Below are 23,667 nucleotides of genomic sequence, written 5' to 3'. Positions count from 1 at the left end.
GCCATACATCACCCCGGCGAACACACCGGTCCGGCTCCCCCGCAACGACACCGGATCCACACCGGCACGCTCAACGGCCTCCCACACCGTCTCCAGCAACAACCGCTGCTGCGCATCAGTCGCCAACGCCTCACGCGGACTCATCCCGAAAAACGCCGCATCGAACTCACCCGCATCGTGCAGGAACCCACCCGCACGCGTCGACAGCTCCAGATCCCACCCCCGATCGGCAGGAACCTCACCGACCGCATCCACCCCACCGGACACCAGCCGCCACAGATCATCCGGAGACGACACCCCACCCGGATACCGGCAGGCCATCCCCACGATCGCCACCGGATCATCCGCGACCGACGGCAGCGCAGCCACCGGCACCGACACACCCGTATCCGACCCCAGCAACTCATCAAACAGATGACTCACCAGCGCCTGCGCGGTCGGATAGTCGAACACCAGCGTCGCCGGAAGCCGCAACCCCGTCGCCGCACTCAACCCATTACGCAGCTCCACCGCCATCAACGAATCAAAGCCCAGATCACGGAACGACCGTCCAGGATCGATCGCCGCAGCTCCCTGATGCCCGAGCACCATGGCCACCTGACTGCGCACCAGGTCCAGCAGCACCTCCCCCTGCTCGACCTCACCCAGCCCGCTGAGCCGCTGCGCCAGCCCCGTAGCGGCGGCACGGCGGAAGGGCGTACGGATCAGACCGCGCAGCAGAGGCGGCACCTCACCACGAGCCCGCAGCGCCGACAGATCCAGCCGCACCGGCAACACCACCGGCTCCCCCGCACCCACCGCAGCATCGAACAGCGCCACACCCTGCTCAACGGACAACGGCGGCAGACCCGCACGCGCCATCCGTTCACGATCGACCGCACTCAACTCATCAGCCATTCCGCCAGGCTGATCCCACGGCCCCCACGCCAACGACACACCCGGCAATCCAAGACCACGCCGATACTCCACCAGCGCGTCCAGGAACGCATTACCCGCCGCATAGCCCCCCTGCCCCGCACCACCAAACGTGCCCGCCGCGGAGGAGAACACCACGAACGCGGACAAGTCCATGTCCTGCGTCAGCTCGTGGAGATGCCACGCCGCATCGACCTTCGGACGCAACACCGCATCAACACGCTCCGGAGTCAAGGCACCGATAACGCCGTCATCGAGCACACCGGCCGCATGCACCACAGCCGAAATCTCACGCCCGGCCAGCACCGCCGCCAGCGCATCCCGATCAGCCACATCACACGCCACCACCTCGGCACGGGCACCCAACCCGGCGAGTTCGGCGACCAAGTCCTCAGCACCCGGCGAAGCCAACCCCCGCCGGGACACCAGCAGCAGATCCCGCACACCACGCTCGGCCACCAGATGCCGGGCCACCACCGCACCCAGACCACCCGTACCACCCGTGACCAGCACACTGCCCGGTCCATCCCACACCCGCACCACAGCATCGGACACACCCACCCGAGCCAACCGCGGCACCACCAACCGCCCCTCCCGAACCGCCAACTCCGGCTCGAACTGGGCCAACGCACGCGACAACACCGCCCCCGACACGGCACCGTCGCCAAGGTCCAGCAACGTGATCCGATCCGGATGCTCCGACTGCGCCGACCGCAGCAAACCCCACGCCGACGCCGCCGCCAGATCACCGACAGCACCACGCGCCACCACGACCAGACGAGACCCCGCGAACCGCTCCCCCTCCAGCCACCCCTGAACCAATCCCAGGGCCTGCACCGCGGAAGCGTGGACGGAATCCACCACGCCCTCACCGCGGTCCTGCGCCCCCACGACAGCCATCACCACATCCGGCACCGGGGCCTCAGCCACAGCCAACGCGGCCAGATCCGCGCACCCCACTACCGAGATTCCCGCATCCCGCAGCCCGCCACTCAGACCGCCGTCCGGACCGACCACCGCAACCGCCGACGGCCCGGCATCCGTCCCCTCAGCCACCGGAGCCCACTCCACCCGGAACAACGAATCCCGGCCAACCGTCCGGCCATCACCGTCCGCCAGCTCATCAGCAGCAAGAGGACGCGCGACCAACGACGCGACGGACGCCACAGGACGACCCACCACATCCGCAACCGCGATGGACACCGCCCCCCGCTCGCCATACGACAGCCGCGCCCGCACCGTCGTCGCCCCGGAGGCGAACAACGACACACCCTCCCAAGCGAACGGCACGCCGCCATCCGCTTCTCCATCGGTCAACACCGCGGCGTGCAGCACAGCGTCCAGCAGCGCGGGATGCACCCCGAACCCACTGACGTCGGCGCCCTCGTCCAAAGCCACCTCGACGAAGAGCTCCGCACCCAGCCGCCACACCGCCCGCAACCCCTGGAACGCCGGGCCGTACTCGAACCCGGCCTCGGCCCGGTTCTCATAAAAGCCGTCCAGATCGACCGGCTCGGCGCCCACCGGCGGCCACACCGCGGCATCGAACCCAACGCCGGGCAGCTCGTCCGCCGCAGCAAGGACGCCCACCGCATGCTGGGTCCACGGCAGCTCGTCCTGGCCATCCGCCCGGGAGAAGATCTTCACCGACCGGCGACCGGTGTCGTCAGGGGCACCGACGAACACCTGGATCTGCACCGCGCCCAGCTCCGGCAACACCAGAGGTGCCGCAAGCGTCAGCTCCTCGACACGGTCACACCCGACCTCGTCACCGGCCCGGATCGCCAACTCCACGAACGCCGTACCCGGCACCAGAACCCGGCCCATCACCGCGTGATCGGCCAGCCACGGATGCGAAGCCGTCGACAGACGACCGGCGAACACCACACCGTCCGAGTCGGCCAACGACACCGCCGCACCCAGCAACGGATGCTCAGCCGAGGCCAGGCCCGCAGCCCGTACGTCCCCCATGCCTGCCAGAGCGGTGGGCCAGAACCGCTGCCGCTGAAACGCGTACGTAGGCAGCGCGACTCGCTGGGCGCCCGTGCCCGCGAAGAAGGCCCGCCAGTCCACGGCCACACCGGTCACGTGGAGCCGCGTCAGCGCCGCGACGGCGGCCGCCTCCTCCGGACGGTCCTTACGCAGCACCGGCACCACCACGGCCTCCTCCGGCGCCGACTCCCGGGCCAGCGCCGACAGCACGCCGTCCGGGCCCAGCTCCACGAAGGTCCGTACGCCCTCGGCGCACAGCGCCTGGACGCCATCGGCGAACCGTACGGTCTCCCGCACATGCCGCACCCAGTACTCCGGCGAACACAGTTCGCCGGCAGCGGCCACCGCACCCGTGAGATTCGATACCACGGGAACAGTCGGGTCGTGGAACTCCAGACCGGCCACCACAGCACGGAAGTCCTCCACCATCGGCTCCATCAGCGCCGAATGGAACGCGTGCGAGACCCGCAGCCGACTCGACTTCCGCCCCTGCTCCGCCAGCCTTGCGACCGTCTCGGCGACGGCGTCCTCGGCCCCGGCGAGCACCACCGACGACGGCCCGTTCACCGCCGCGATCGACACCCGGTCGGCCAACAGTGGAACGACCTCATCCTCGGTGGCCTGCACCGCCACCATCGCCCCGCCGGAGGGCAGCTCCTGCATCAGTCGAGCCCGCGCCGCCACCAATCGGCACGCGTCCTCGAGCGACAGCACGCCCGCGACGTGGGCGGCGGTTACCTCGCCGATCGAGTGCCCGCCCACGAAGTCCGGTGTCACGCCCCACGACTCGACGAGCCGGAACAACGCCACCTCGACCGCGAACAGCGCGGGCTGCGCAACGCCGGTCCGATTGAGCGCCTCGGCGTCGTCGCCCCACATCGCTTCTCGTACAGGGCGATCGAGGTGGGTGTCCAGTTCCGCGAGTGCCGCGTCCAGAGCCTCGGCGAAGACCGGGAAGCGGGCGTACAGCTCCCGTCCCATGCCGATACGCTGCGCGCCCTGGCCACTGAACAGGAACGCCGACTTGCCGGCGCCCCGCTCCGCTCCCCACTCGCCGCCGTGGACGAGCCCGGGCGCCGGCTGGTCCGTGGCCAGAGCGGTCAGCCCGGCGATGATCTCGTCGCGGTCGGATGCGACGAATGCCGCTCGGTGCGCGAACGCCGACCGGGAGGTGGCCAGGGAGAAGGCGGTGTCGAGGACGCCGTGTCCGGAGTCGGCCTCGGTTGCGACAGCGACATCCGTGGCGGCGTCGGCGCCCAAAAAGGACAGCAGCCGTGTGGCCTGTGCCCGCAGGGCGTCGCGCGTACGTCCGGACAGCACCACCGGCACCGCGTTCGGAAGGACGGTCGGCGCAACCGCCCGTGCCGCCTCCGTTTCCGTCTGCGAGTCGGGTGCCTGTTCGATGATCACGTGTGCGTTGGTGCCGCTGATCCCGAATGACGAGACGGCCGCCCGACGTGGTTCTCCCGTCCCCGGCCATGCGAGGTTCTCGGTGGCCAGGCGCACCGCGCCCTGGGACCAGTCCACGTGGGAGGACGGAGTGTCCACGTGCAGGGTGCGCGGTACGGTGCCGTGCCGCATCGCCATGACCATCTTGATCACACCGGCGACACCTGCGGCCGCCTGGGTGTGGCTGAGGTTCGACTTGATGGAGCCCAGCAGCAGTGGACGGTTCTCGTCGCGGTTTCGGCCGTACGTCGCCAGCAGTGCCTGCGCCTCGACCGGATCGCCCAGGGTCGTGGCCGTACCGTGTGCTTCGACGGCGTCGATCTGATCGGCCGACAAGCGGGCGTTGATCAGTGCCTGCTGGATCACCCGCTGCTGGGACGGGCCGTTGGGTGCGGTCAGGCCGTTGGAAGCGCCATCCTGGTTGACCGCGCTGCCGCGAACCACCGCCAGGACGGGGTGTCCGTGGCGCTCGGCGTCGGACAGTCGTTCCAGCACCAGTACGCCGACACCCTCGGCCCAACCGGTGCCGTCGGCGGATTCGGCGAACGACCGGCACAGCCCGTCGGGGGACAGACCGCCCTGGCGACTGAACTCGACGAAGGTCGACGGGCTGGACATGACGGTCACACCACCGGCCAGGGCCAGCGAGCACTCCCCCGCCCGCAGCGCCTGGTCGGCCAGGTGCAAGGCGACGAGGGATGACGAACAGGCCGTGTCCACGGTCAGCGCCGGGCCGGTCAGGCCGAAGGTGTAGGCGATCCGGCCGGACAGCACGCTGCCCGTGTTTCCGGTGAGCTGGAAGCCGTGTGTCCCTTCGGCCGCGCCTACCTGGTAGTCCTGGGCCATGGCTCCCATGAACACACCAATCTCGCTGCCCCGGAGGGCTGTCGGCTCCACGCCGGCCTGTTCGATGGCCTCCCAGGCCGACTCCAGCAGCACGCGCTGTTGCGGGTCCATGGCGACCGCCTCGCGGGGCGAGATGCCGAAGAAGTCCGCGTCGAAATCGGTCGCGTCGTAGAGGAAGCCGCCGGATGTGGTGGACGAGGAGGCGAGCGCTTCGGTGTCCCAGCCACGGTCGGTGGGAAAGGCCCCGATGCCGTGTTTGCCGTCGGCGACCAGGCGCCACAGGTCCTCCGGATTCGACACTCCGCCCGGGTAGCGGCAGGACATGCCGACGATCGCGATCGGTTCCTGGGCCGACGCCTCCAACTCGTGCACCCGCTGCCGGGTCTGCCGCAGGTCGGCGGTAGCCCGCTTGAGGTAGTCCCTGAGCCTCTGTTCGTTGTCCATCTCAACTCATCTCGACAGCGGCCGGCCGCAGCCGGAAACAGCGACGGCAGCGCACAAGAGGTGGTAGGTGTGCGGATCTTCCGCCCGGCGGAGCCCTCAGGGCCTACGCACGGCGGCAGGTCGGGCGGTAGGACGACCGGGGCGCGGACGTCCGTACGGGGGCTCCCGAAGGTTCACCGGCGGGCCCGGTCCCGGCTGGACCGAGTCGCGGAACCCGGCCGCCTCGATACGGACGGCTTGTCCAACCCTCTTGCTCCAGCTGACATGCGAGGAGTCTCGTGCGGGGGTGACGGGAAAAACCTTAGTAACTGCCGAACCAGCACCGGTGTCGCACCGGGGACGGAGGCGGGAGCGGCCGGCGGCCGTGCCCCGCAACGGGGTTCGGTGCCGGCCCGGGTCTTCGGTTGCGGGCCGGCAGCGCTGCCTCAGACGGCCATGCCGTTCTCGTCCTCCCGGCCGATAGGAGGAACTAGCTCCATGAGCTGAGTGCGGCCCGCGACACCGAGCTTGCGGTACACCTTCGTCAGGTGTTTCTCCACCGCGCGCAGGCTGATCCGAAGCTCGGTGGCGATGTTCTGGTTGCTCTTCCCGGCCGCCACCAGGAAGGCGATCCGGCGCTCGCTCGGAGTGAGCGCCGCGTCGACCGCAGCCGTCCGCCGGCCGGCCGGCCGGTCGCCCGCGCGGTCGGTCTCGGGGGTCTGCGGCAGCTGCTCGTTCCGGGGGAGGTGCTTGACGCTGGTGGCATGGCCGGGGGCGAACAACTGGACTCCGAGCAGCAGCTGTGCCTTGACCATTGCCATGTGGTCGGGGGAGGCATTGAGGCCGTCCACCGCGCGCAGCGCCCGCTCGATGCCCTCCTCGCCTTGGGTGACGTCGGCCCAGACACGCAACGTACGGCCGACCACGCTGGGGGCGCCCCACACCACCGCCTGTTCGTACTCGCGGGCGATGAGGTCGTGCGCGAGGTCCTGGCGGCCGAGCCGGTATTGCAGCTGCGCGGCCCACGAGCGCCAGGGCAGCACGGCGGGATTCGTCCAGCCCATGAGTTCGTGTTCGCGCCCGGCTTCAAGTATGTGGTCCAGCGCCACGGCGGTGTCACCGGCAAGCCACGCGAGCATCCCGTCGACCACGTGGCCGAGCCAGGGGGCGAGCAGTGCGTTGCCCTGTGCGCGATACCGGGCGAGTGCGTCGCCCGCCGCAGCGGGCGGGTCTCCGCCCGCGATGACCAGCGCCAGTGCCTCGCAGCAGCGTCCCGTCACCGGGGCGAGTTCGGCGTCGGCGTGTTCCAGCGTACGTGCGGCCATGAGTGCCGCGTCCGTATGCCGACCACGTCGCGCCAGGGCGAATGCCCGTTCCGCGTCGGCGATCAGCGTGTCCGGCGTCCCCCCGCCATTGGCCTGGAGGGTCGCCATGGCCATCGAGGCGAGCCAGATGTCGACTCGGTCGAACAAGTCGGCTGCGAGCATGGCCCGTACCGCCAACGGCACAGCCGTGCGCAGATCCTCCGCGGTCGGCGGCTCGGCGAGCACCACATGGCGGGCCAGCGCGGCCACCGCGCCGGAGTCCTTTCCGGCGAGCATACCGGCGTAGGAGAGCACGGCGGCCCGGTCCCGGTCGGGGGCGCTGCGTACGTCCCCGGGGGTACCGGCGAGCCGGAAGGCGCGGACCGTCTCCGTGAACCACCGGACGTGTCTGAGATGAGTGACGCGCAGGCGCGCGTCGAGTGCGAGCGCGGTCTCGCGAGCCGAGCCCTCCAGCAGCGCGGGGTCACCCAGCCCGGCGGCTGCGTCGGCCAGTTGGGTGGTGAGCCCGGAGGGCGGCAGCTCGCAGGCCAGCACGGGGATCCTGACGAGCTCGCGGGCTCGCCGTGCCGGTGTCGCCAGCCCCGGCAGCGCCTGCGTCAGGCGCCGCAACGAGCTGACGGGGTCAGAGGCCAGCTCTGCTCGGGCCAGGTCCACGAGCAGTTCGGCGCGGCCGCCGCTGTGATGGAGGGAGCCGAGCAGCGCCCGCAGCAGATATTTCCGTGCGAGATCGGGGTTTTTGTTCGCCGATGCCGTGCGCGCGGCCTCCCGCAGCACATCGATCTGCCAGCTGCCGGGCGAGTCACCCGCGGCCAGCACATGCCCGGCCACCTCTTCAGGGGGCCTGCCCGCCGCGTGCAGGGCCTGCGCGGCCCTGGCGTGCCAGGGCATGGCGGCCGTGTCGAGGGAGTGTGCGACGGCCTCGCCGATGGCGTCGTGAGCAAAGCGGGGCACCGGACCGGAGTCGAGCAGTCCCACCGACTTCAGGGCGCCGAGGGCGGCCGTGCCGTCCTCGGCGGTGAGTTCTGCCATGGTGAACAGCAGCCCGCTGTCGGTCCGCGGACCGACGACCGCGAGCGCTGTGGCGATGTCGCGTTCTGCCTGGGGCAGTTCGGCCAGGGCGCGCACGGCCTGTGTGCCGATCGCGGCGGGGCGCAGCGCCCGTACATCGTCCGGCCGGGGAGGCCACCGGGTTCGGCGGAGCTCCTGCAGCAGGGCGGTGAGGAACAGCGGCCTGCCGCCGGAAACCTCGGCGCAGGCCTGAATGAGTTCGCGCGCCGGATCACCGAGGCATTCTCCGGCCATGGCGGATATTCCGTCCGGTGACAGTGGCCGGAGGGCCACGCGTTCCGTGGCGGCGGCGAGGAACTCCTTCAGCAGCGGCGAATGCGCCGCCGAATCGGACGAATGCGGCGCCACGGCCACGATCACGACCGGCGCGCCGATGAGTTTCTCACCGATCAGCGTCAGCCAGCGCAGGGAGTTGGCGTCGACCCAGCGCAGGTCGTCGATGAGTAACAGCACCGGCGTGGCGTCGGCCAGGCCGAGCAGTACGTCGCGCAGGCGGAGCGCCTCGCTCTCCTCAGTGGCGCCGGCCGACGGGAAGGCGCCCGGACGCAAGCCGTGGAGCACACGCCGGGCGACTCCGAACGGCACGTCACTTTCGGAGCGGGCGCCCTCGGCCCGCAGGACGAGCGCCTCGGACGGAGGCGTCCGCCTGGCGAGTTCGCCCAGCAGTGCGGAGCGTCCGGACCCGAACGGGCCCGATACGGTAACGAGCGCACCCCGCCCGTCCCGGGCGCCATCGAGGGACCGCCGGATGACGGCGAGTTCCCGCGTACGTTCAAGCAACACAGTCCCGTCCTGTTCGGTCAGCACAGTCCGTCCTGTTGGTTCTCTGGTGTACCGGTCCGGCACCGCGGCGGAAGAATCAGGAGGAGACGTATTCCGGGCGCACGCGCGGCGGCCACTGCCCCACGGCGAAGACGCCCATGGAGTAGCCCTTCGAGATCAGCGCGGGCCGGTTGGTGACCTTGAGCTTCCGCAACAGGGAGGCGACGTGGTATTCGACACCGCCACGGCTGAGGAACAGCTTGGTCGCCAGTTGCACCGTCGACTCGCCCGCGGCCACGCCCTCGAGGATCCGGGCGTGCACCGGGCTGAACAGCTTCCGGCGGCCGGTGACCATCTGCGGGCCGGTCTCGGATTCCTGCGGTTTCACCAACACCATGATCGTGCCGACCCTGCCCGCACTCCCGCGCACCGCGATACCGGTCAGCTCGCCCAGGAAAAGCGACTCCTCGGCACCCATCGCGACGATCTGATCGGCGAAGCGCGGATTCTGACCATCAGCCAGGCGAATAAATTCGTTCTTCATTTTACCCTGCACACTGGGGTGCAGGAAATCGCAAATATTGCGCCCACGTACACGCCCGGAACCGCACCCGAATTGTTGGGCGAACAGGCGGTTCGCCTCCAGGACGCGAAATTCCAGGTCGAGATTCGCTATACACATCCCGGACTGCTCGAACAGGGACAAGTAAATTTCGCGATACTGCTCCGAGCACCGATCCTGTGTTTCAGTGGAGATAATCTCTTCAGACACGAGGCCAGAGTTACTCACAAGAATTCGGCCATTTCTCTCAGGTCGCATGGGTCGATTATCCGGAAGCGAATTCATCCCCGTTTCGACCCCCGTCGAACGCTTCCCGGATAAGCAATGGTCCATACGCAAAAGAAAAAAGTCAAGCGCTTTGAGTTGACGGGAAGTTAATTCGCTTAAGACTGCGGCCCCCGCACCACACGGTTCGGTACGGCACGGTTCGGTATGACGACGCCATCCCTGAGCTGCGAAGATGTAATCTTGATCACTCTGGGTGCGCGACATGTGCACCCAGAAGCAACCGGAGGATCACACGAGAAGTCACCCGCACAGAAAATAACACGTGTAAACGGACAAAATGAGGGTTGCTCTCAAGCGAGCAGGTCCGGATTCAAAGCCACGTGCCGGAGCATTCTTCCGCCACACAGCACTCATTCGCCGTGACTATGAAACTCCGAGTGCCGCGACGAGCGCGGAGCGTCCCTCGATACCCAGCTTGCGGTAGGAGTTGGTGAGATGCTTCTCCACCGCGCGTCTGCTGATCTCCAGTTCGGCAGCGATCTCCTGGTTGCTGCGACCACGCGCGGCGAGTTCGGCCACCTTGGCCTCACCACGGGTCAGTACGGACCTGACGACCGGATCCGAGGTGGGCGTGACGCCTCTGACCAACCCGCCGGCATGCTCCCCCACGCTGAATGCCTGCGACTGCTCGGCCAGCCGGCGCCCCCGGACGAGCAACTGATCGCCCTCCGCCGACGCGGCACTCTGCAAACGCTTCCCCAGCGTGACCAGGGTCCGAGAGAGTTCGAGCGGGCTTCCCGCGTCGTGCAGCACCTCCACCGCCCGCCGCAGCAGCTTGATCCCCTTCGGGCCGTCGGTCACGGCGCCCCATGTGTGCAGCGCACGGCCGAGCGCGGTCGGCGCGCCCCACGAGAGCGCGCGCCGGTGGTTCTCCTCGGCCAGCTCGATCGCCGCTTCGGTCCTCCCCAGCCGGTGGTGCAGCAGCGCGGCCGAGACCTGCCACATCGACACCGCCGCCCCGACCCATCCGGCCCCGTCGAGCACACGGCCACAGTCGAGGAACTGCGCCAGCGCCGCGGGCAGGTCCCCACGGGCCGCCGCCAGCCTGCCCCTCAGACACCGCCGCATCATGAACATCCGCAGGTCCGTATCCGATCCGGCGATCTCCAGTACTCGCTCGGCCAGCGTATCGTCTTGCAGCTCGAGCGCGAGCGTGCCGACCGCGATGGCCGGAACCAACATCGTTTCCGGCTTGTTCCGGTCCGCCAGCTCCAGCCCGCGCAGCGCACATTCCCGCGCCACGACGATGTCCCCGCGGCCGAGCAGGACGAGGCCGCGCTGCGCCTCGATCAGGGCGGCGAGCGCCGGCTTGGTCTGCCGCTGGGCGTGGGCCAGCGCGGCCTCGAGCCAGGACGAGGCGACATCCCCGGCATCGGCGACGAGCAGCATCCACGGCAGGATCTGCAGGGCCGCGCTTATCGGCGCGGAGTGGGTCGGTTCGTGGTCGAGGACCTGCTGGGCCGTCCGTACGATGTTCCCAGTGCCGATCTGCCCGTTCAGCGTCGCGGCCCGCATCAGTACCACGCACAGTTCACGTTCCGCGCCGCTGCCCAGTGCGGCGTCACCACCGAGTTCCGCCAGCCGGTCACCGGCCGACGCCAGCGCTTCGGGATCCTGGATCGCCGCATAGCGCGAGCGCGCCTCCAGCCGAAGGGCCAGCTCCCTGTCGTAACCGCGCAGCGCGCCGGGATCATCGAACCGGGCGGAGACCTCGCGGACGAGGTCGGCGAGCCGCCTGTCGATGCCCGCCATGTGCAGCGGGGTCCGGGACACCACCTCGGCGCGCCTGCGGTGATCCGGCATCAGGTGGGCGGCCTGTTCGATGTGCCGGACCGCCGAGGCCGGATCGGTGTCCCATTCGACGGCGGTCAGCTCGACCAGCAGATCGGCCCGCTCGCGACCGGCCATGGGCAGATCCAGCAGCGCCCGGCGCAGGTAGCGGGCGGCCGCGTCCGGCGCGCCCCGCCTGCGCGCGGCCACCGCCGCGGCTCTGAGCTGGTCGACCTCCCACGCGTCGCGCACCGTGTCAACGTGCAGCAGCTGCACGGCGATCTCCTCCGGCCCGGCTCCGTACTCGTCCAGCAAAGCCGCCGCGGCCCGGTGCAGGCGCGAGCTCTCCTCCGCTTCCAGCGATTCCGTGACAACCCGAGTCAGCACGGGGTCGTGCACCGCGAGCCGGCCGGATCCGCTGAGCAGCCGGGCCTTCCACAGCACCGACCGTGCGGCGACACACTCGTCCCGGCTCAGCCCGCTCAGCCGTACGACCAGGTCTTCTGTGGCCTGGTCCGCCAGCACCACCAGCGCCTTCGCGAACGTGTGGACGACACGGTCGCGCCGCAGCAGGCGCAGCAGCCTCTCCCGCCGAAACGACCTGCCGAGTTCGCGTACGCGTTCCACTTCCACCGCCCTGCCGCGCAGCCGCTGCGCCTGAGCGCGGTCGAGCAGCACACGGAGCTCCTTCGGACGGCCGCTGGTGAGGTCGTGGCAAGCGGCGGCGAACTCGCTGTCGGACCCAGCGCCGAACCGGTCCACCACCAGCCGAGCCGTCGCCTGCTCGGAAAGCGCCTCCGCGCGCAGTCGGTGGGTCGCCGCGTCCGCGATCTCCCGGACGAGCGGGTCACGCGAGCTCCCGCCGTCCTGCAGCACCACGCCGATGAGCACCCGCATGCCGTCCAGTCGCGCGGCCAGGAAGGCCAGCGCGCGCAGCGATGCCTCGTCCACCCAGTGCAGGTCGTCGACCGCGACAACCACCGTGCGGCCGGCGCTGAGGCCGGTGAGTGCCGTGTGCAGGCCGTGCAGCACGGAGGCGAGCGTATCGGTGCCGAGCTCGTCGCCCGGGTTCCTGCCGACCCCACCGGACACCACGCCGAGCATCGCCCGGGACGCGTCGGGGACCAGGGGATCCCGCGCCGCGAGCAGGGGCAGCACCAGTTGGCGTACGACTCCGAGCGGGAATTGACGCTCGCTCTGCGCACCGCCGGAGCGCAGCACGTGCGCGCCGGCGTCCTCGCCGAGTCGCACCAGCTCGCGCAGTAGCGCCGTCGTGCCGGCTCCGGCCTCACCGTCGATCAGCAGCAGTGCGCCCCTACCGGACTCCACCTCGAGTACGGCCTTGCGCAGGACCGTCAGTTCGGGTTCGCGCTCCAGCAGCATGGTCTCAGCCGTTCCGGCCCGTGGGGGCCAGGCGGGCCACCAGTTCGGCTCTGCCCTTGGCCCCGAGCTTGCGATAGATCTTGGTCAGCCGCAGCTCCACGGTCCGCGTGGCGACCTGGAGTTCATCGGCGATCTCGCGGTTGGCAAGCCCCTCGACGACGAGCCGCGCGACATCACGCTCGGGCTGGGACAGCCCGGCGAGTGAGGATGTTGGTACGTTCACCTGTTCCCGGGCCGGGGGGCGTGGGAGTTCGACGCCGAGCTCGGCCAGCATCTCCACCGTCTGGCCACACATCCGGCCGACGGCGTCGCCGGTGCCCCAGCGGTCCAGTATGGCCCGCTCCTCCGCGCGCAGCCGGGCTGCGGTCTGCGGAGCGTCGAGCATCTGGTGGGCCACCGCGGCTGTGCAGCGCCAGGGCAGAACCATGGGATTCTTCCAACGCCGCGCGCGCAACAGCCGACCGCACTCTTCCAGAAGCACCAGAGCGCCTTCGGGTTCGCTGGTGACCAGGCCGAGCTCCGCCTTGGCGTAGAGCAGGAAAGCCCAGCCGATGCCCTGGTCGGCGGTGTGAGTGAGCGGGCGGGTCGCCAGTCGCCGCGCCCGGTCCAGCCTCCCGCAGCGGATCTGGGCCATGATCTCGCTCGCCACAAGCCTCGCTGCCAGCGCCGGATGCCAGGATTCCAGCGGTAGTTCCCGCGTCGCGGTGGCCAGGTCTCGAAGTCCCTCGTCGGGGCGGTGGAGGCGCAACGCGGCGCCCGCCCGGTAGAGCAGCGCCCGCGCGGCGGTCGCCCGGGCGCCCCGTCTGCGTGCGTCGGCCACCACGGCGTCCAGACCGTCCATGGCCATGGCGACGTCGTCGGCGCACAGCAGCGCGCAGGAGGCCGCGATCCGGCACATCGACGGCACTTCGCTCGACGCGTCGAGCGCGGCCAGGGCCAGCTTCCGCGCCCGGTCGCGTTCCTCTCCCAACCTGGCCAGCTGCCAGGCGAGCGCCCCGGCCTGGGCCGGGTCGGCCGGGCGACGGTCCGGGGCGGGCAGCGGGGCGACCGGGATCTCGGGGTCCGTGCCCGCCTCCTCCTCCGCGAGCCAGCCCAGCGCGCTCAGCGGGGACAGTTCGTCCTGGGACATCGAACCGGCCGACGTTTCGTGCAGTTCGGAGATCACCCGCCGTACCGTCTCGACGTCACCGCGGCTGAGCAGCAAGTCGGCTGCCCGGACCGCGGAGGGCCACGCGTCGCTGTTCGGGTAGCGTACGAGAACGTGCCGGAGCCTTCCGTCACTGGCCTGTGGCGAGTGCACGACCTCGATCGAGGCGAGCCGCGTGAGCAGGTGCGCCCGGTCGGCGTCGTTCATCGGCTCCCGCAGTGCGCGGCGCAGCGCCGCGGCCGCAGCGTTCGTTCTGCCCCGCCGCATGCGGTACACGGACGCTTCGGCCAGGGTCTTCCAGGCCCAGGGCAGGCCGGAAGCCGGCGCGTTGCCCAGGAGATCGGCGACCGTGTCGACCCCGGCCCCGACTTTCCGGGCCAACTCCGCCGCTCGCAGGTAGAGGTTTTCGCGCTCGGAGGCGGTCATTGCCGCAAGTATCTCGGCGGCGAGACGGGCACAGGGCACCCGGGGTGCGTCGGGGTCGATCACCAGCCCCGCGCCGAGGAGGGTGTCGAGCGCGCCGTCCAGTCTGGCGGCACGCAGTCCTGCCAGGGAACCGGCGATCTCGAATTCGAAGTTGCTGCCGACGGCGGCCAGTACACGCAGCAGGGCGAGCGCGTCGGCGGGCATGCTCACCATGGCGCGGTTGGCCCGTACGGACCACGCGGTCCAGGATGCCTCGATCAGCTGCGGAATCCGCTCGGCGTCCAGCGGCAGGTTCCGGGCGGTGAAGTGGTCCGCGACGCCGCGCAGCATGGCCGGGCGGCCGCTCGTCATTTCGGCCGCGACGGCGGCCATTTTCGCGCCGACCTCACGCCCCGTCAGTGTTTCCAGCAACTGCCGGGAGTTGGCCGCGGACAAGGGGGCCAGCGGGATCTCCCGCATCGCGGCGAGACCCGCGTCGTCCAGGCGGTAGTCCTCCCCGAGAAGACGGGAGAGCGGACCATAGGAGGAGCCGATCAGCAGGACCGGGGCGTGGTGCGCTCGGCGGGCCATCGCCGTGAACCAGCGCAGCGACCAAATGTCGGCCCATTGCAAGTCGTCCACGGCGAGCAGCAGCGGACGGTCGGCGGCGAGCGCCAGGAACTCGTCGCACAGCAGCGGCACCGAGGCGGCGTAGCGGTCGCTACGCATACAGACGGTGGCCAGTTCGACCATCCGTGACGGCGGGCGGAGCCCGGCGAACAGCTGGGTCACCGCGGCGTAGGGGACCCCCGACTCGACCGGCGAGCAGCGCGCGAAGCCGACGGCGGACCCGAGTGCGCGTGCCCGGTCCACCGCCCGGTGCAGCACCGCGCTGCGTCCCACCCCGAGCGGACCGGTCACGCACGCCATGCCCGACCCGCCGGCCTCGAGCGTCCCGATCAGCTCCTCCAGCACGGTCAGGGCACTCCGGCGGCCTACGAATTCGTCCGCGGCGAGAGAAGGCGCGGGGCTCATCGTGACACGTGCCCGGGATGTGTCACCGCGTCGTGGACAGGAACAGAGAGTGCTGCGATGTTGCCCCGTGCGTGATAGTTCCGCATGTACGCCTCTCGCATCACTCGCACCCGCGATCCTTGACGAAAGTCAATGCACCGGAGATTACAACTGTGCTGGTGACCGTGCAGCATCGCGCGAGTAACGCTGAGCTTTCCTTGAGGTTATGACAATCTCTACGCGCATGGATGGGGACGCATTCCCTACAAGGACCCCGAAATGATGGCCCTTTCATCTCGAACCGCTACCAGAATGGCCCTTACGTCTTCCGCAAGACGCGGGCGAGTTCCCGCCTGCCCCGGATGCCGAGCTTGCGGTACACGCTCGTGAGGTGGAACTCAACGGTCCGTTGAGTGAGGAACAGCGACTCGGCGATCTCCCGGTTGGTCGCCCCCGCGATGGCCTGCTCGGCGACTCGGCGCTCGCTGCCGCTCAGTGTGTCGGCAGGCGAGGCGGTGCTGCGGCGCAACCTGCCGCCCGCATCGCTCAGCGCGGACAGCGACTGGTTGAGCTGTAGCTGGTCCCCGCACAGCACGGCCAGGTCGATCGACCGGCGTAGCCGCTCGCGCGCGCCCTCGCCGTCACCCCTGCGGTACAGCCTGCGGCCCAGCAGATACTCGGCCCTGGCCTGCTCCCACCTGCCGGGCGAGTCCGCGAGCGTGTGCACCGCGTCGGTGAGCAGGTCGATGCCGGTGTCGCCCGCGGTCAGCACCCCACGGGCCATCCTCAACATGCCCAGGGCCCGCGTGGTGCCCCAGTGGTGCACCGATTCCTCCACTCGTTCGATGAGGTCCAGCCCTTCGTGGGGGCGGCCGAGTTCGGCGAGCACGTCCGCCGCGTCGAACCACCACGGCGCCAGCACGGGGTTGCCGATGTTCCCTTCGGCCAGGCTGTCGGCGCACCGGTAGAAGTACGTGAGGGCGCCTTCCAGGTCACCCAGTGCCGCCCGGCTCCGCGCCCGCGCCATCACGTACCAGTGGTATTCCAGAGTGAATTGATCCAGCCGCGGCCGAGTGATGAGGTCGAGCACCTCCTGCGCCCGCGCGGGCTCCCCCCGGCGGATCAGCGCCGAGGCGAGCGCGGTCTGTGGCATCACCACGTTCGGAGCCCAGGACTCCTGGAGCACGACGTCGAAAGACAGTTGCGCGTCGGAAAGCGCCTCACTCACGTTGCCCGCCCACTGGTAGACCTCGGCGCGGGTACTCCTGCCGAGAGTGTGCGTCCACGCCTCACCGGTGCGCTGCGCATGCTCGATCAGGGCGGTGAGCGCGTCCAGCACGGGATCGATCTCGTCGGCGAGGTAGAGCGAGAGGCTGGCGCCCAGCACCTCCCATCCGCCCGGTGCGACATCGCCGATCGCGAGGACTTTCTTCGCTTGGGCCGCGACCTCGGTGGCGGGCCTGCCCTGGAAGGTGCCGAGAGCGGACAGCATGCCCAGCAGCTGTCGCTCCTCTGCGGTGTCCCCCTGCGGTGGTACGTACTCGCGGAATCGCCGCCCCACTCTGTGCACGGTGGACTTCTCATCGAGGCCGGAAATCAGATACGCGAAGTCGACGAGCGTGCGCAGCGCGCGGTCCGCCGGGGTGGCTTCCGCACCCTCCTCGGCGTCGATCGCGTCGATCACCTCGTCCACCAACTCGAAGGCCCGCAGGGAGTTCTGCACTTCCAACGAGGTCAGGGCGTACTGCACCACGAGCGGGGCTCGGGTGCGCGGATCGTGTACCAGGCCCAGCGCGTGCTCCAGATGCTCCAGCGCCTTTGCGGGCTCGCTCTGGCCGAGCACCCTGGCCAACGCGGCCAGCAAGGTCACGTCGTCCGGGTCGTGCTTCAGCGCCTGCGAGAGGTAACGCGCGGCCGCGGCGGGCGCTCCCCGGTACTCCGCGCTCTCCGCGGCCGTCAGCAGCACTCCGACCATCCAGGGCGCCGGGTCGCCAGGCAGCAGCATCAGCTGGACCGCGACCTCCTCGGCCGGGCGGCCGGAGTCGTTGAGCAGCCTGGCGGCCCGCTCGCGCAGTGCCACCCGCTCGTCCGCCGACGTGGTGTCGAGCACCACGCTCCGGATCAAATCGTGCGCGTAGTCGAGGCCGTCGCCGAGCAGCAGATCGTTGGCGCGCAGGACCTCCACCGCTGCTCCCGCCGGGCCCGGCTGCGTCCCGGCCAATGCCGCGATCGTCTCGATGGTCTCACCGCCCAGCACCGCGATGGCCGTGGCGACCGCGTACGCGTCCCTGGGGAGCCGGCCCAGCAGGGAGCGCGCGACGACATCCCATCCGAGCTCGTCGAGCAGAGCCGTCTGCTCGGCACCGGGCGAGATCTCCTCACCGCGCAGACGGCTGACCACCCGCTGTACCAGGAACGGATTACCGCCGGTGATCTCAGCGCATTTGGCGGAGAACGCCGAGTCGAGTTCACGGTCGAAGGCCCGGCGCAGCATTTCGCCCACGGCCTCGGTGGTCAGCGGCGGCAGGTCGACGATCAGGCAGCTGAGGGTGTCGCTGATCTCATCGAGCACCTCGGGCCGGGACCGCTCGTGGCCGGTGCGCTGGGTCATCAGCACCATGAGCGGCAGGTCCTCCGCGCGGCGCAGCAGGAAACCCAGCCAGCGCAGGGACGCCTCGTCGCACCACTGGACGTCGTCGATCGCCAGCACCACCAAGCCGTCGGCGCTGAGCCCGGCGGTGAGCCAGTGCAGGCCGTGCATGACCGAGTACGTGTCGGTGGGACCAGTCCCGTCCGTGCGGTCGGGGAGCAGGGCGGGCAGAGCGAGCCGGGCGCTCCCGCCGAGCAGTGGCGAGCTTTCGGCTCCGTCCTCGGTGAGGCGCAACGGCTCGAACAGGCCACGCACCGTCTCGTAGGCGGCCGAACCGCTCTCCGGGCATTTGACGGTCAGCACTGTCCGGGCGATGGGAGTGAGCTCGTCGAGCGCGACGGAGAGGAGCTTGGTCTTGCCGATGCCCGCCGGGCCGCGCAACAGGACTGCCTGGCCCGCGCCGAACGACGCACCGCGTGCTCGCTCGACCAGGAGAGACCGTTCCCAGTCGCGGCCGGCCAGTTCCATGGCCGGTTCGGACTGCGGACCACTGCGCGCGACCACCGTAACTCCTCTTGCTCCGGCGACGGCGGTTGGGCGTCCTCAAGCGGCCGAAAACGTTTTGGCCGCCGCATGGATGGTCAGAGGCCGCGATCGTACCGCTTCGTGCAGGGCGCGTGTTCCGGTGCTCGTAGGCCGAGACTGCGGTGGGTCCGTCCCACGTTGCGGCGGGGTCGGGATGACGGCTGCGCCATTGCCGGCGAAGACGGCGTCGAACACGTCGGTGAACTTGCTGTCCCGGTCGCGGATGAGGATGTGGAAGCACCCGGCCCTGTTCGCCGAGGTCCATGATCAGGTTGCGGGCGAGTCGGGTGACCCCCATGCGCCGGTGGGACGGGCGGTGACGCGCGGGACGTGGACACGCCGGGTGGCGATCTCCATGAGGAAAACAGCTCCAGGACTCTGGGGCACGCGCTGCGGTGCGGGCGGGTGGACCGGAGCTGCGCAGGCGCGTCGAACCGTGGCGGCAGATGTTCGCGGACCTGCTGACCTCTGCCCGTCAGCAACTCGGCAGCGCCCCGCTTCCCGGTTACGCAAGCGGGGCCGATGACAGCTCGCTCTCCTCTCGTGTCTGCGCGTAGTTGCGCGTGGTTGCGCGTGGTTGCGCGTGGGTGACTGTGCGGGCGGAAGGCCAAGAGCCGAGCGTGCCCCGGACGCGGGGGGCACCACACTCGGCGGCGCCGTCCGAGCCGATCCGTCGGCGTCAGGTCACGGCACCGACACCAGGTCCAGCCGGCCACTCGCCATGGCCACGACCGTCGAGACCAGGGCTTGCAGTCCGGCCTGTTCGGCCTCCTGGTCGGGCAGCGAGAGGTGCTGCAAGGTGAGTCCGTCGAACCCGGCGAGGAAGAACCGGGCGATGGTCTCGGCCGGCTGGACGAGCTCATGGTCGGCGCGCTCAGCGGCCTCGGTGATCAGCTTGGTCGTCTCGGCCGTCACCTCGCGGTAGTGGCTCTGGAGAGCCGCCTGAAGGCTGGGCGCGCGGAGCGCGAGCATGGACAGCTCGGTGAGCAGCTGATAGCTGGTCGGCCGCTCACGCACGGTGCGCCACAGTGCGGCGGCCAGGGCGACGACCGTCTCCTCGAAACCGGCGTCCGTGGGCGCCCCGTGCTTGACCTGGGCGAGCAGCTCCTGGGTGAGCTGTTCCATGACGGCCCGGTACAGGTCTTCTTTGGTGCCGAAGGTGTAGTGCACCGTCGCCTGTGCCACGCCGAGCTCGGCGGCGATGGCACGGGTGCTTCCGGCGGCAACGCCCTCCCTGGTCATGAGGTCGATGGCCGCTTTGATCAGCTGGGGGCGGCGCTCCGCCGCGGAAACGTGAGCCATAGGCACATCATACCGACCCAGTCTTTTGAGCAAGTCAGTCGATCAAGTCGATCCGCTGGACCGGGACGGCCGCCCGTTGGCCGCTGGGGTCCCCTCCGTGGCCGCACGGGTCAGTTCCCGCCGAGCGCCTGGTGCATAGGTTTCCGGCAACACCTGCGAGACGTCAGGTAAAGGAAAGGAGGCGGGCTGGTGAGCGAGAACCGGTACAACGCATACGACACCTGTGTCATCGGAGCAGGCCCCGCCGGTCTGGCCGTCGCGAGGGCGCTGACGGAGCGGGACCTGCCGTACACGCACATCGAGCGGCACACCGGACCGGGCGGGCTGTGGGACATCGACAATCCCGGCAGCCCGATGTACGAGTCTGCCCACTTCATCTCCAGCAAGACCCTCTCCGGCTTCGGCGGCTACCCCATTCCGGACCACTTCGCGGACTATCCGCCGCACCGGCAGATCCTGTCCTACCTGACGTCGTTCGCCGAGGCGTACGGGCTGAGGGAGCGGATCGAGTTCGGCACCGAGGTCCGCGACGTCGAGAAGAACCCGGACGGCACCTGGACGGTGACCCGGGCCGACGGGCGGGAGAGCGTGCATCAGCAGGTCGTGGTGTGCACTGGCGCGCAGTGGTACCCCAACGTCCCGGGCCTGCCAGGTGAGTTCACCGGCGAGGTGCGCCACACCGTCAGCTACCGAAGCAGTGACGAACTGCGCGGCAAGCGGGTGCTCGTGGTCGGTGCCGGGAACTCCGGTCTCGACATTGCCTGCGACGCGGCCCGTGCCGCCGACCGCGCGGTGATCAGCATGCGGCGCGGCTACTGGTTCATCCCCAAGCACCTGTTCGGACGCCCGGTGGATACCATCGCGGCGGGCGGACCGCACCTGCCGATGTGGCTCCAGCAGAAGCTCTTCGGCGCCCTGCTGCGCATCATCAACGGTGACCCGCGCAGGCTCGGCCTCCAGAAGCCCGACCACAAGCTGTTCGAGACCCACCCCGCGATCAACTCGATGCTGCTGCACCACCTCCAGCACGGCGACATCACGGCCAGGCCCGGCATCTCCCGTACCGAGGGCAGGACGGTCCACTTCACCGACGGCAGCAACGACGACTTCGACCTGGTCCTCCTGGCAACCGGGTACGTGCACAAGGTGCCCACTGCCCAGAAGTACTTCGGCGACGAACAGCACCCCGACCTCTACCTGTCGTCGTTCTCCCGCGAACACGAGGGCCTGTTCGGCGTAGGTTTCGTGGAGACGAACTCCGGGGCCTACAAACTCTTCGACAGCCAAGCCCAGTTGATTGCCTCCTTCGTCCAGGACACCCGGAGCGGGCTCCCGACGGCCGAGCGGTTCGCCCGCATGATCCGCAGCGACCGGCCCGACCTGACCGGCGGGCTGAGGTTCGTCGACTCGCCGCGCCACACCGGATACGTCCACAGCGAGGCCATCGTGAAGTACCTCGCCAAGGTCGCCGCCGAAATGGGCTGGCGTGCGGAGGGCCGTCCGCCGCGGGTGACGTCCGTGCGGCGCGAGGCGGTGGCGTCGTGACGTACGACTTCCGCGACAAGGTCATCGTGGTGACCGGCGGCGCGGGCGGCATCGGCGGCGCGATGTGCCGCAGGTTCGCCGGCGGCGGTGCCCGGCTCGTCGTGGTCGACATCGACGAGGTGCGCGCCGAGCGCACCGCCTCCGAACTCCCCGGAACCGGTCATATCCACCTGAGCTGCGACCTGCTGGACCGCGCCGCGGTGGAACGGGTGCTGGATTCCATCGCCGCGACCCACGGCCGTATCGACGTCCTGGTCAACAACGTCGGAATGACCAGCGCCGAACGCTTCGACGTCCGCAGCGTCGAGAGCATCGAGCGGGAGATCGACCTCAACCTGCTCTCCCCGCTGGTCGCCACCCGCCTCGCCATTCCACTGCTGCGAGCCTCCGGAGATCCTCGCGTGATCACCGCGGTGTCCCTCGGCGGGATCTTCCCGCTGGGCGAGACCCCCATCTACACCGCGTCGAAGTTCGGGCTGCGCGGTGCCATGCTCGCCATCGGGCTGGATCTCGGGGACAAGGGGATCAAGGCCGGTTCGGTGCTGCCGTCGGCGACCGACACCCGGATGCTCCAACAGGAGGCCGTGGACGGCGGGAACTCCATGCAGTTCCAGGACCAGCCGCAGCAGCCGGCCGACGTCGTCCGCGCCGTCGTCAGCCTGCTGGACAGGCCCCGGCTGGAGGCGTACGTCCGACCGGGCGAGTCGCGACTGGTCCGGTTCGCGATGCTGGCGCCGAACCTGCTGCCCAGGCTCTTCCCACTGTTCCGGAAGCGTGGTGAGCGGGGCATGGCCCGCTATCTGGAGGACCTGCGGCGCAGGGGACTGGCCCATCAGGTCGGCGGCCAGTGGGAACTGGTGGAGGAATCATGACGGGGACGGATCCGAAGGACGAGCTCGACATCGTCAACCCCGCGTCAGGCGAGCTGATCACGACGGTCACCGCCGTCGGCGCGCACGAGGTCGCAAAGGCGGCCGAGCGGGCACACGTCGTCTTCGAGAGCGGCGTCTGGTCCGGGCGGCCCCCGCGCGAGCGCGCGACGGTACTGCTCCGCCTCGCTGACCTCATGGAGCGCGACGCCGAACTCCTGGCCCGGCTGGACAGCGAGGACGCGGGCAAGCCGATCACCGAGTGCCGTACCGGCGACGTACCCGGGGCGATCGAGTCGATCCGCTGGTTCGCGGAGGCGGCCGACAAGGTCTTCGGGCGCCTCGCCTCCACCGGACACGACAGCCTGGGGCTGGTCAGCCGCGAACCCGTCGGCGTTGCCGCGGCGATCCTGCCCTGGAACTACCCCCTGGCCATGGCCGCCTGGAAGGTCGGCCCGGCGCTCGCCGTCGGCAACAGCCTGCTGCTCAAGCCGGCCGAGGCGACCCCGCGCTCCACCCTTCACCTCGCCGGCCTGGCGGCGGAGGCGGGCCTCCCGGACAACGTGCTGACGGTGCTGCCCGGCCACGGTTCCGTCACCGGAGCGGCCCTCGCCCGCGACGCCTTCGTACGCGCGCTGTCGTTCACCGGATCAGCCACCACCGGACGCGGCATCCTCGCCGATGCGGCGGAGACCAACTTCAAGCGGGTCTCCCTGGAGATGGGGGGCAAGAGTCCCCAGGTGCTGATGCCGGACGCGCTCTCGTACGGCGACGAACTGATCGAGAACATGATCGAGGCCGCGTTCCTGACCATGGGCCAGAACTGCACGGCCGGCTCCCGGATCCTGGTCCACCAGGACATCGCCGACGAGGTCCTCGCCCGGTTCACGGCGGCGGCGAAGGCCCTGGTCATCGGGGACCCGGCCAAGCCGGAGACGCAGATCGGCCCGCTGATCAGCCGCGTGGCCAGGGACCGGGTCGCGGCGGCGGTGGAGGAGGCCCGAGCCGCCGGTGCCGGGATCCACACGGGCGGGCTGCCCAGGGGCCTGCATCCGCAGGGCGCCTACTACCCGCCGACCGTCGTCACCGGAGCCCCCGAGAACGGCAGGGTCCTGACGCAGGAGCTGTTCGGCCCGGTCGTCACCGTCCAGACCTTCACCTCCGAGGACGAGGCCGTGGGGCTAGCGAACGCCTCCGAGTACGGTCTCGCCGCCTCGGTCTGGACCCGTGACCTGGATGCGGCCTTCCACCTGGCCCGCCGCATCCAGGCGGGCGTGGTCTCGGTCAACGCCTACAGCGAGGGCGACATCACCACCCCCTTCGGCGGCTGGAAGCAGTCCGGCTTCGGCGGCGCGGAGAAGTCGACGAACGCCTTCGAGCAGTGGACCAGGGAGAAGACGGTCTGGATCCGCACACGCTGACGGCGT

The 23,667-nt window shown here is 70.0% G+C and carries 10 protein-coding genes; 3 read left to right on the top strand and 7 right to left on the bottom strand.

From position 1 onward, the window contains the following. The 7 genes from ACH4SI_RS17215 to ACH4SI_RS17185 all read right to left on the bottom strand — a co-directional run. Positions 1-5,646, bottom strand: a 5,646-nt coding sequence (locus ACH4SI_RS17215) for an SDR family NAD(P)-dependent oxidoreductase (protein WP_398296532.1), incomplete at its 3' end; no start/stop codon positions are given. A 425-nt stretch (positions 5,647-6,071) separates the two neighbouring features. Next, positions 6,072-8,798 carry a LuxR C-terminal-related transcriptional regulator gene (locus ACH4SI_RS17210; RefSeq protein WP_398296531.1) on the bottom strand — a complete coding sequence of 909 codons (2,727 nt, stop codon included), beginning with the start codon at positions 8,796-8,798 and terminating at the stop codon, positions 6,072-6,074. 79 nt (positions 8,799-8,877) lie between these two features. Then, the gene (locus ACH4SI_RS17205) at positions 8,878-9,552 is read right to left on the bottom strand and encodes a LuxR C-terminal-related transcriptional regulator (protein WP_398296530.1); all 675 of its coding nucleotides are present in this window, start codon (positions 9,550-9,552) and stop codon (positions 8,878-8,880) included. A 441-nt stretch (positions 9,553-9,993) separates the two neighbouring features. Continuing rightward, positions 9,994-12,783 (bottom strand): AAA family ATPase, encoded by a 2,790-nt coding sequence (locus ACH4SI_RS17200; protein WP_398296529.1) that lies wholly within the window; start codon positions 12,781-12,783, stop codon positions 9,994-9,996. Positions 12,784-12,787: 4 nt separating this feature from the next. After that, positions 12,788-15,370: an AAA family ATPase gene (locus tag ACH4SI_RS17195; protein WP_398296528.1), complete on the bottom strand. Its 2,583-nt coding sequence runs from the start codon at positions 15,368-15,370 to the stop codon at positions 12,788-12,790. Between the two features lie 298 nt (positions 15,371-15,668). After that, the gene (locus tag ACH4SI_RS17190; protein ID WP_398296527.1) at positions 15,669-18,503 is read right to left on the bottom strand and encodes an ATP-binding protein; all 2,835 of its coding nucleotides are present in this window, start codon (positions 18,501-18,503) and stop codon (positions 15,669-15,671) included. A gap of 705 nt (positions 18,504-19,208) precedes the next feature. Continuing rightward, positions 19,209-19,826: a TetR/AcrR family transcriptional regulator gene (locus ACH4SI_RS17185; protein WP_398296526.1), complete on the bottom strand. Its 618-nt coding sequence runs from the start codon at positions 19,824-19,826 to the stop codon at positions 19,209-19,211. 186 nt (positions 19,827-20,012) lie between these two features. On the opposite strand from ACH4SI_RS17185, the gene ACH4SI_RS17180 reads away from it, so the two are divergent. Genes ACH4SI_RS17180 through ACH4SI_RS17170 form a run of 3 tightly spaced genes read left to right on the top strand, consistent with a single transcriptional unit; the run spans position 20,013 to position 23,661 of the window. Then, positions 20,013-21,371 (top strand): flavin-containing monooxygenase, encoded by a 1,359-nt coding sequence (locus tag ACH4SI_RS17180; RefSeq protein WP_398296571.1) that lies wholly within the window; start codon positions 20,013-20,015, stop codon positions 21,369-21,371. Beyond that, a complete protein-coding gene (locus ACH4SI_RS17175; protein ID WP_398296525.1) occupies positions 21,368-22,243 on the top strand; it encodes an SDR family NAD(P)-dependent oxidoreductase in 876 nt (291 codons plus the stop codon). Before ACH4SI_RS17180 ends, ACH4SI_RS17175 begins: the two co-directional genes overlap by 4 nt. Beyond that, complete coding sequence (locus ACH4SI_RS17170; protein ID WP_398296524.1) at positions 22,240-23,661, top strand: aldehyde dehydrogenase family protein; 1,422 nt, start codon at positions 22,240-22,242, stop codon at positions 23,659-23,661. The genes ACH4SI_RS17175 and ACH4SI_RS17170 overlap by 4 nt, the downstream gene beginning before the upstream one ends. Positions 23,662-23,667: the final 6 nt, after the last annotated feature.

This window comes from Streptomyces sp. NPDC021212 (assembly GCF_044332925.1).
GTDB lineage: Bacteria > Actinomycetota > Actinomycetes > Streptomycetales > Streptomycetaceae > Streptomyces.
This window is presented reverse-complemented; position numbering and strand designations above follow the sequence as displayed.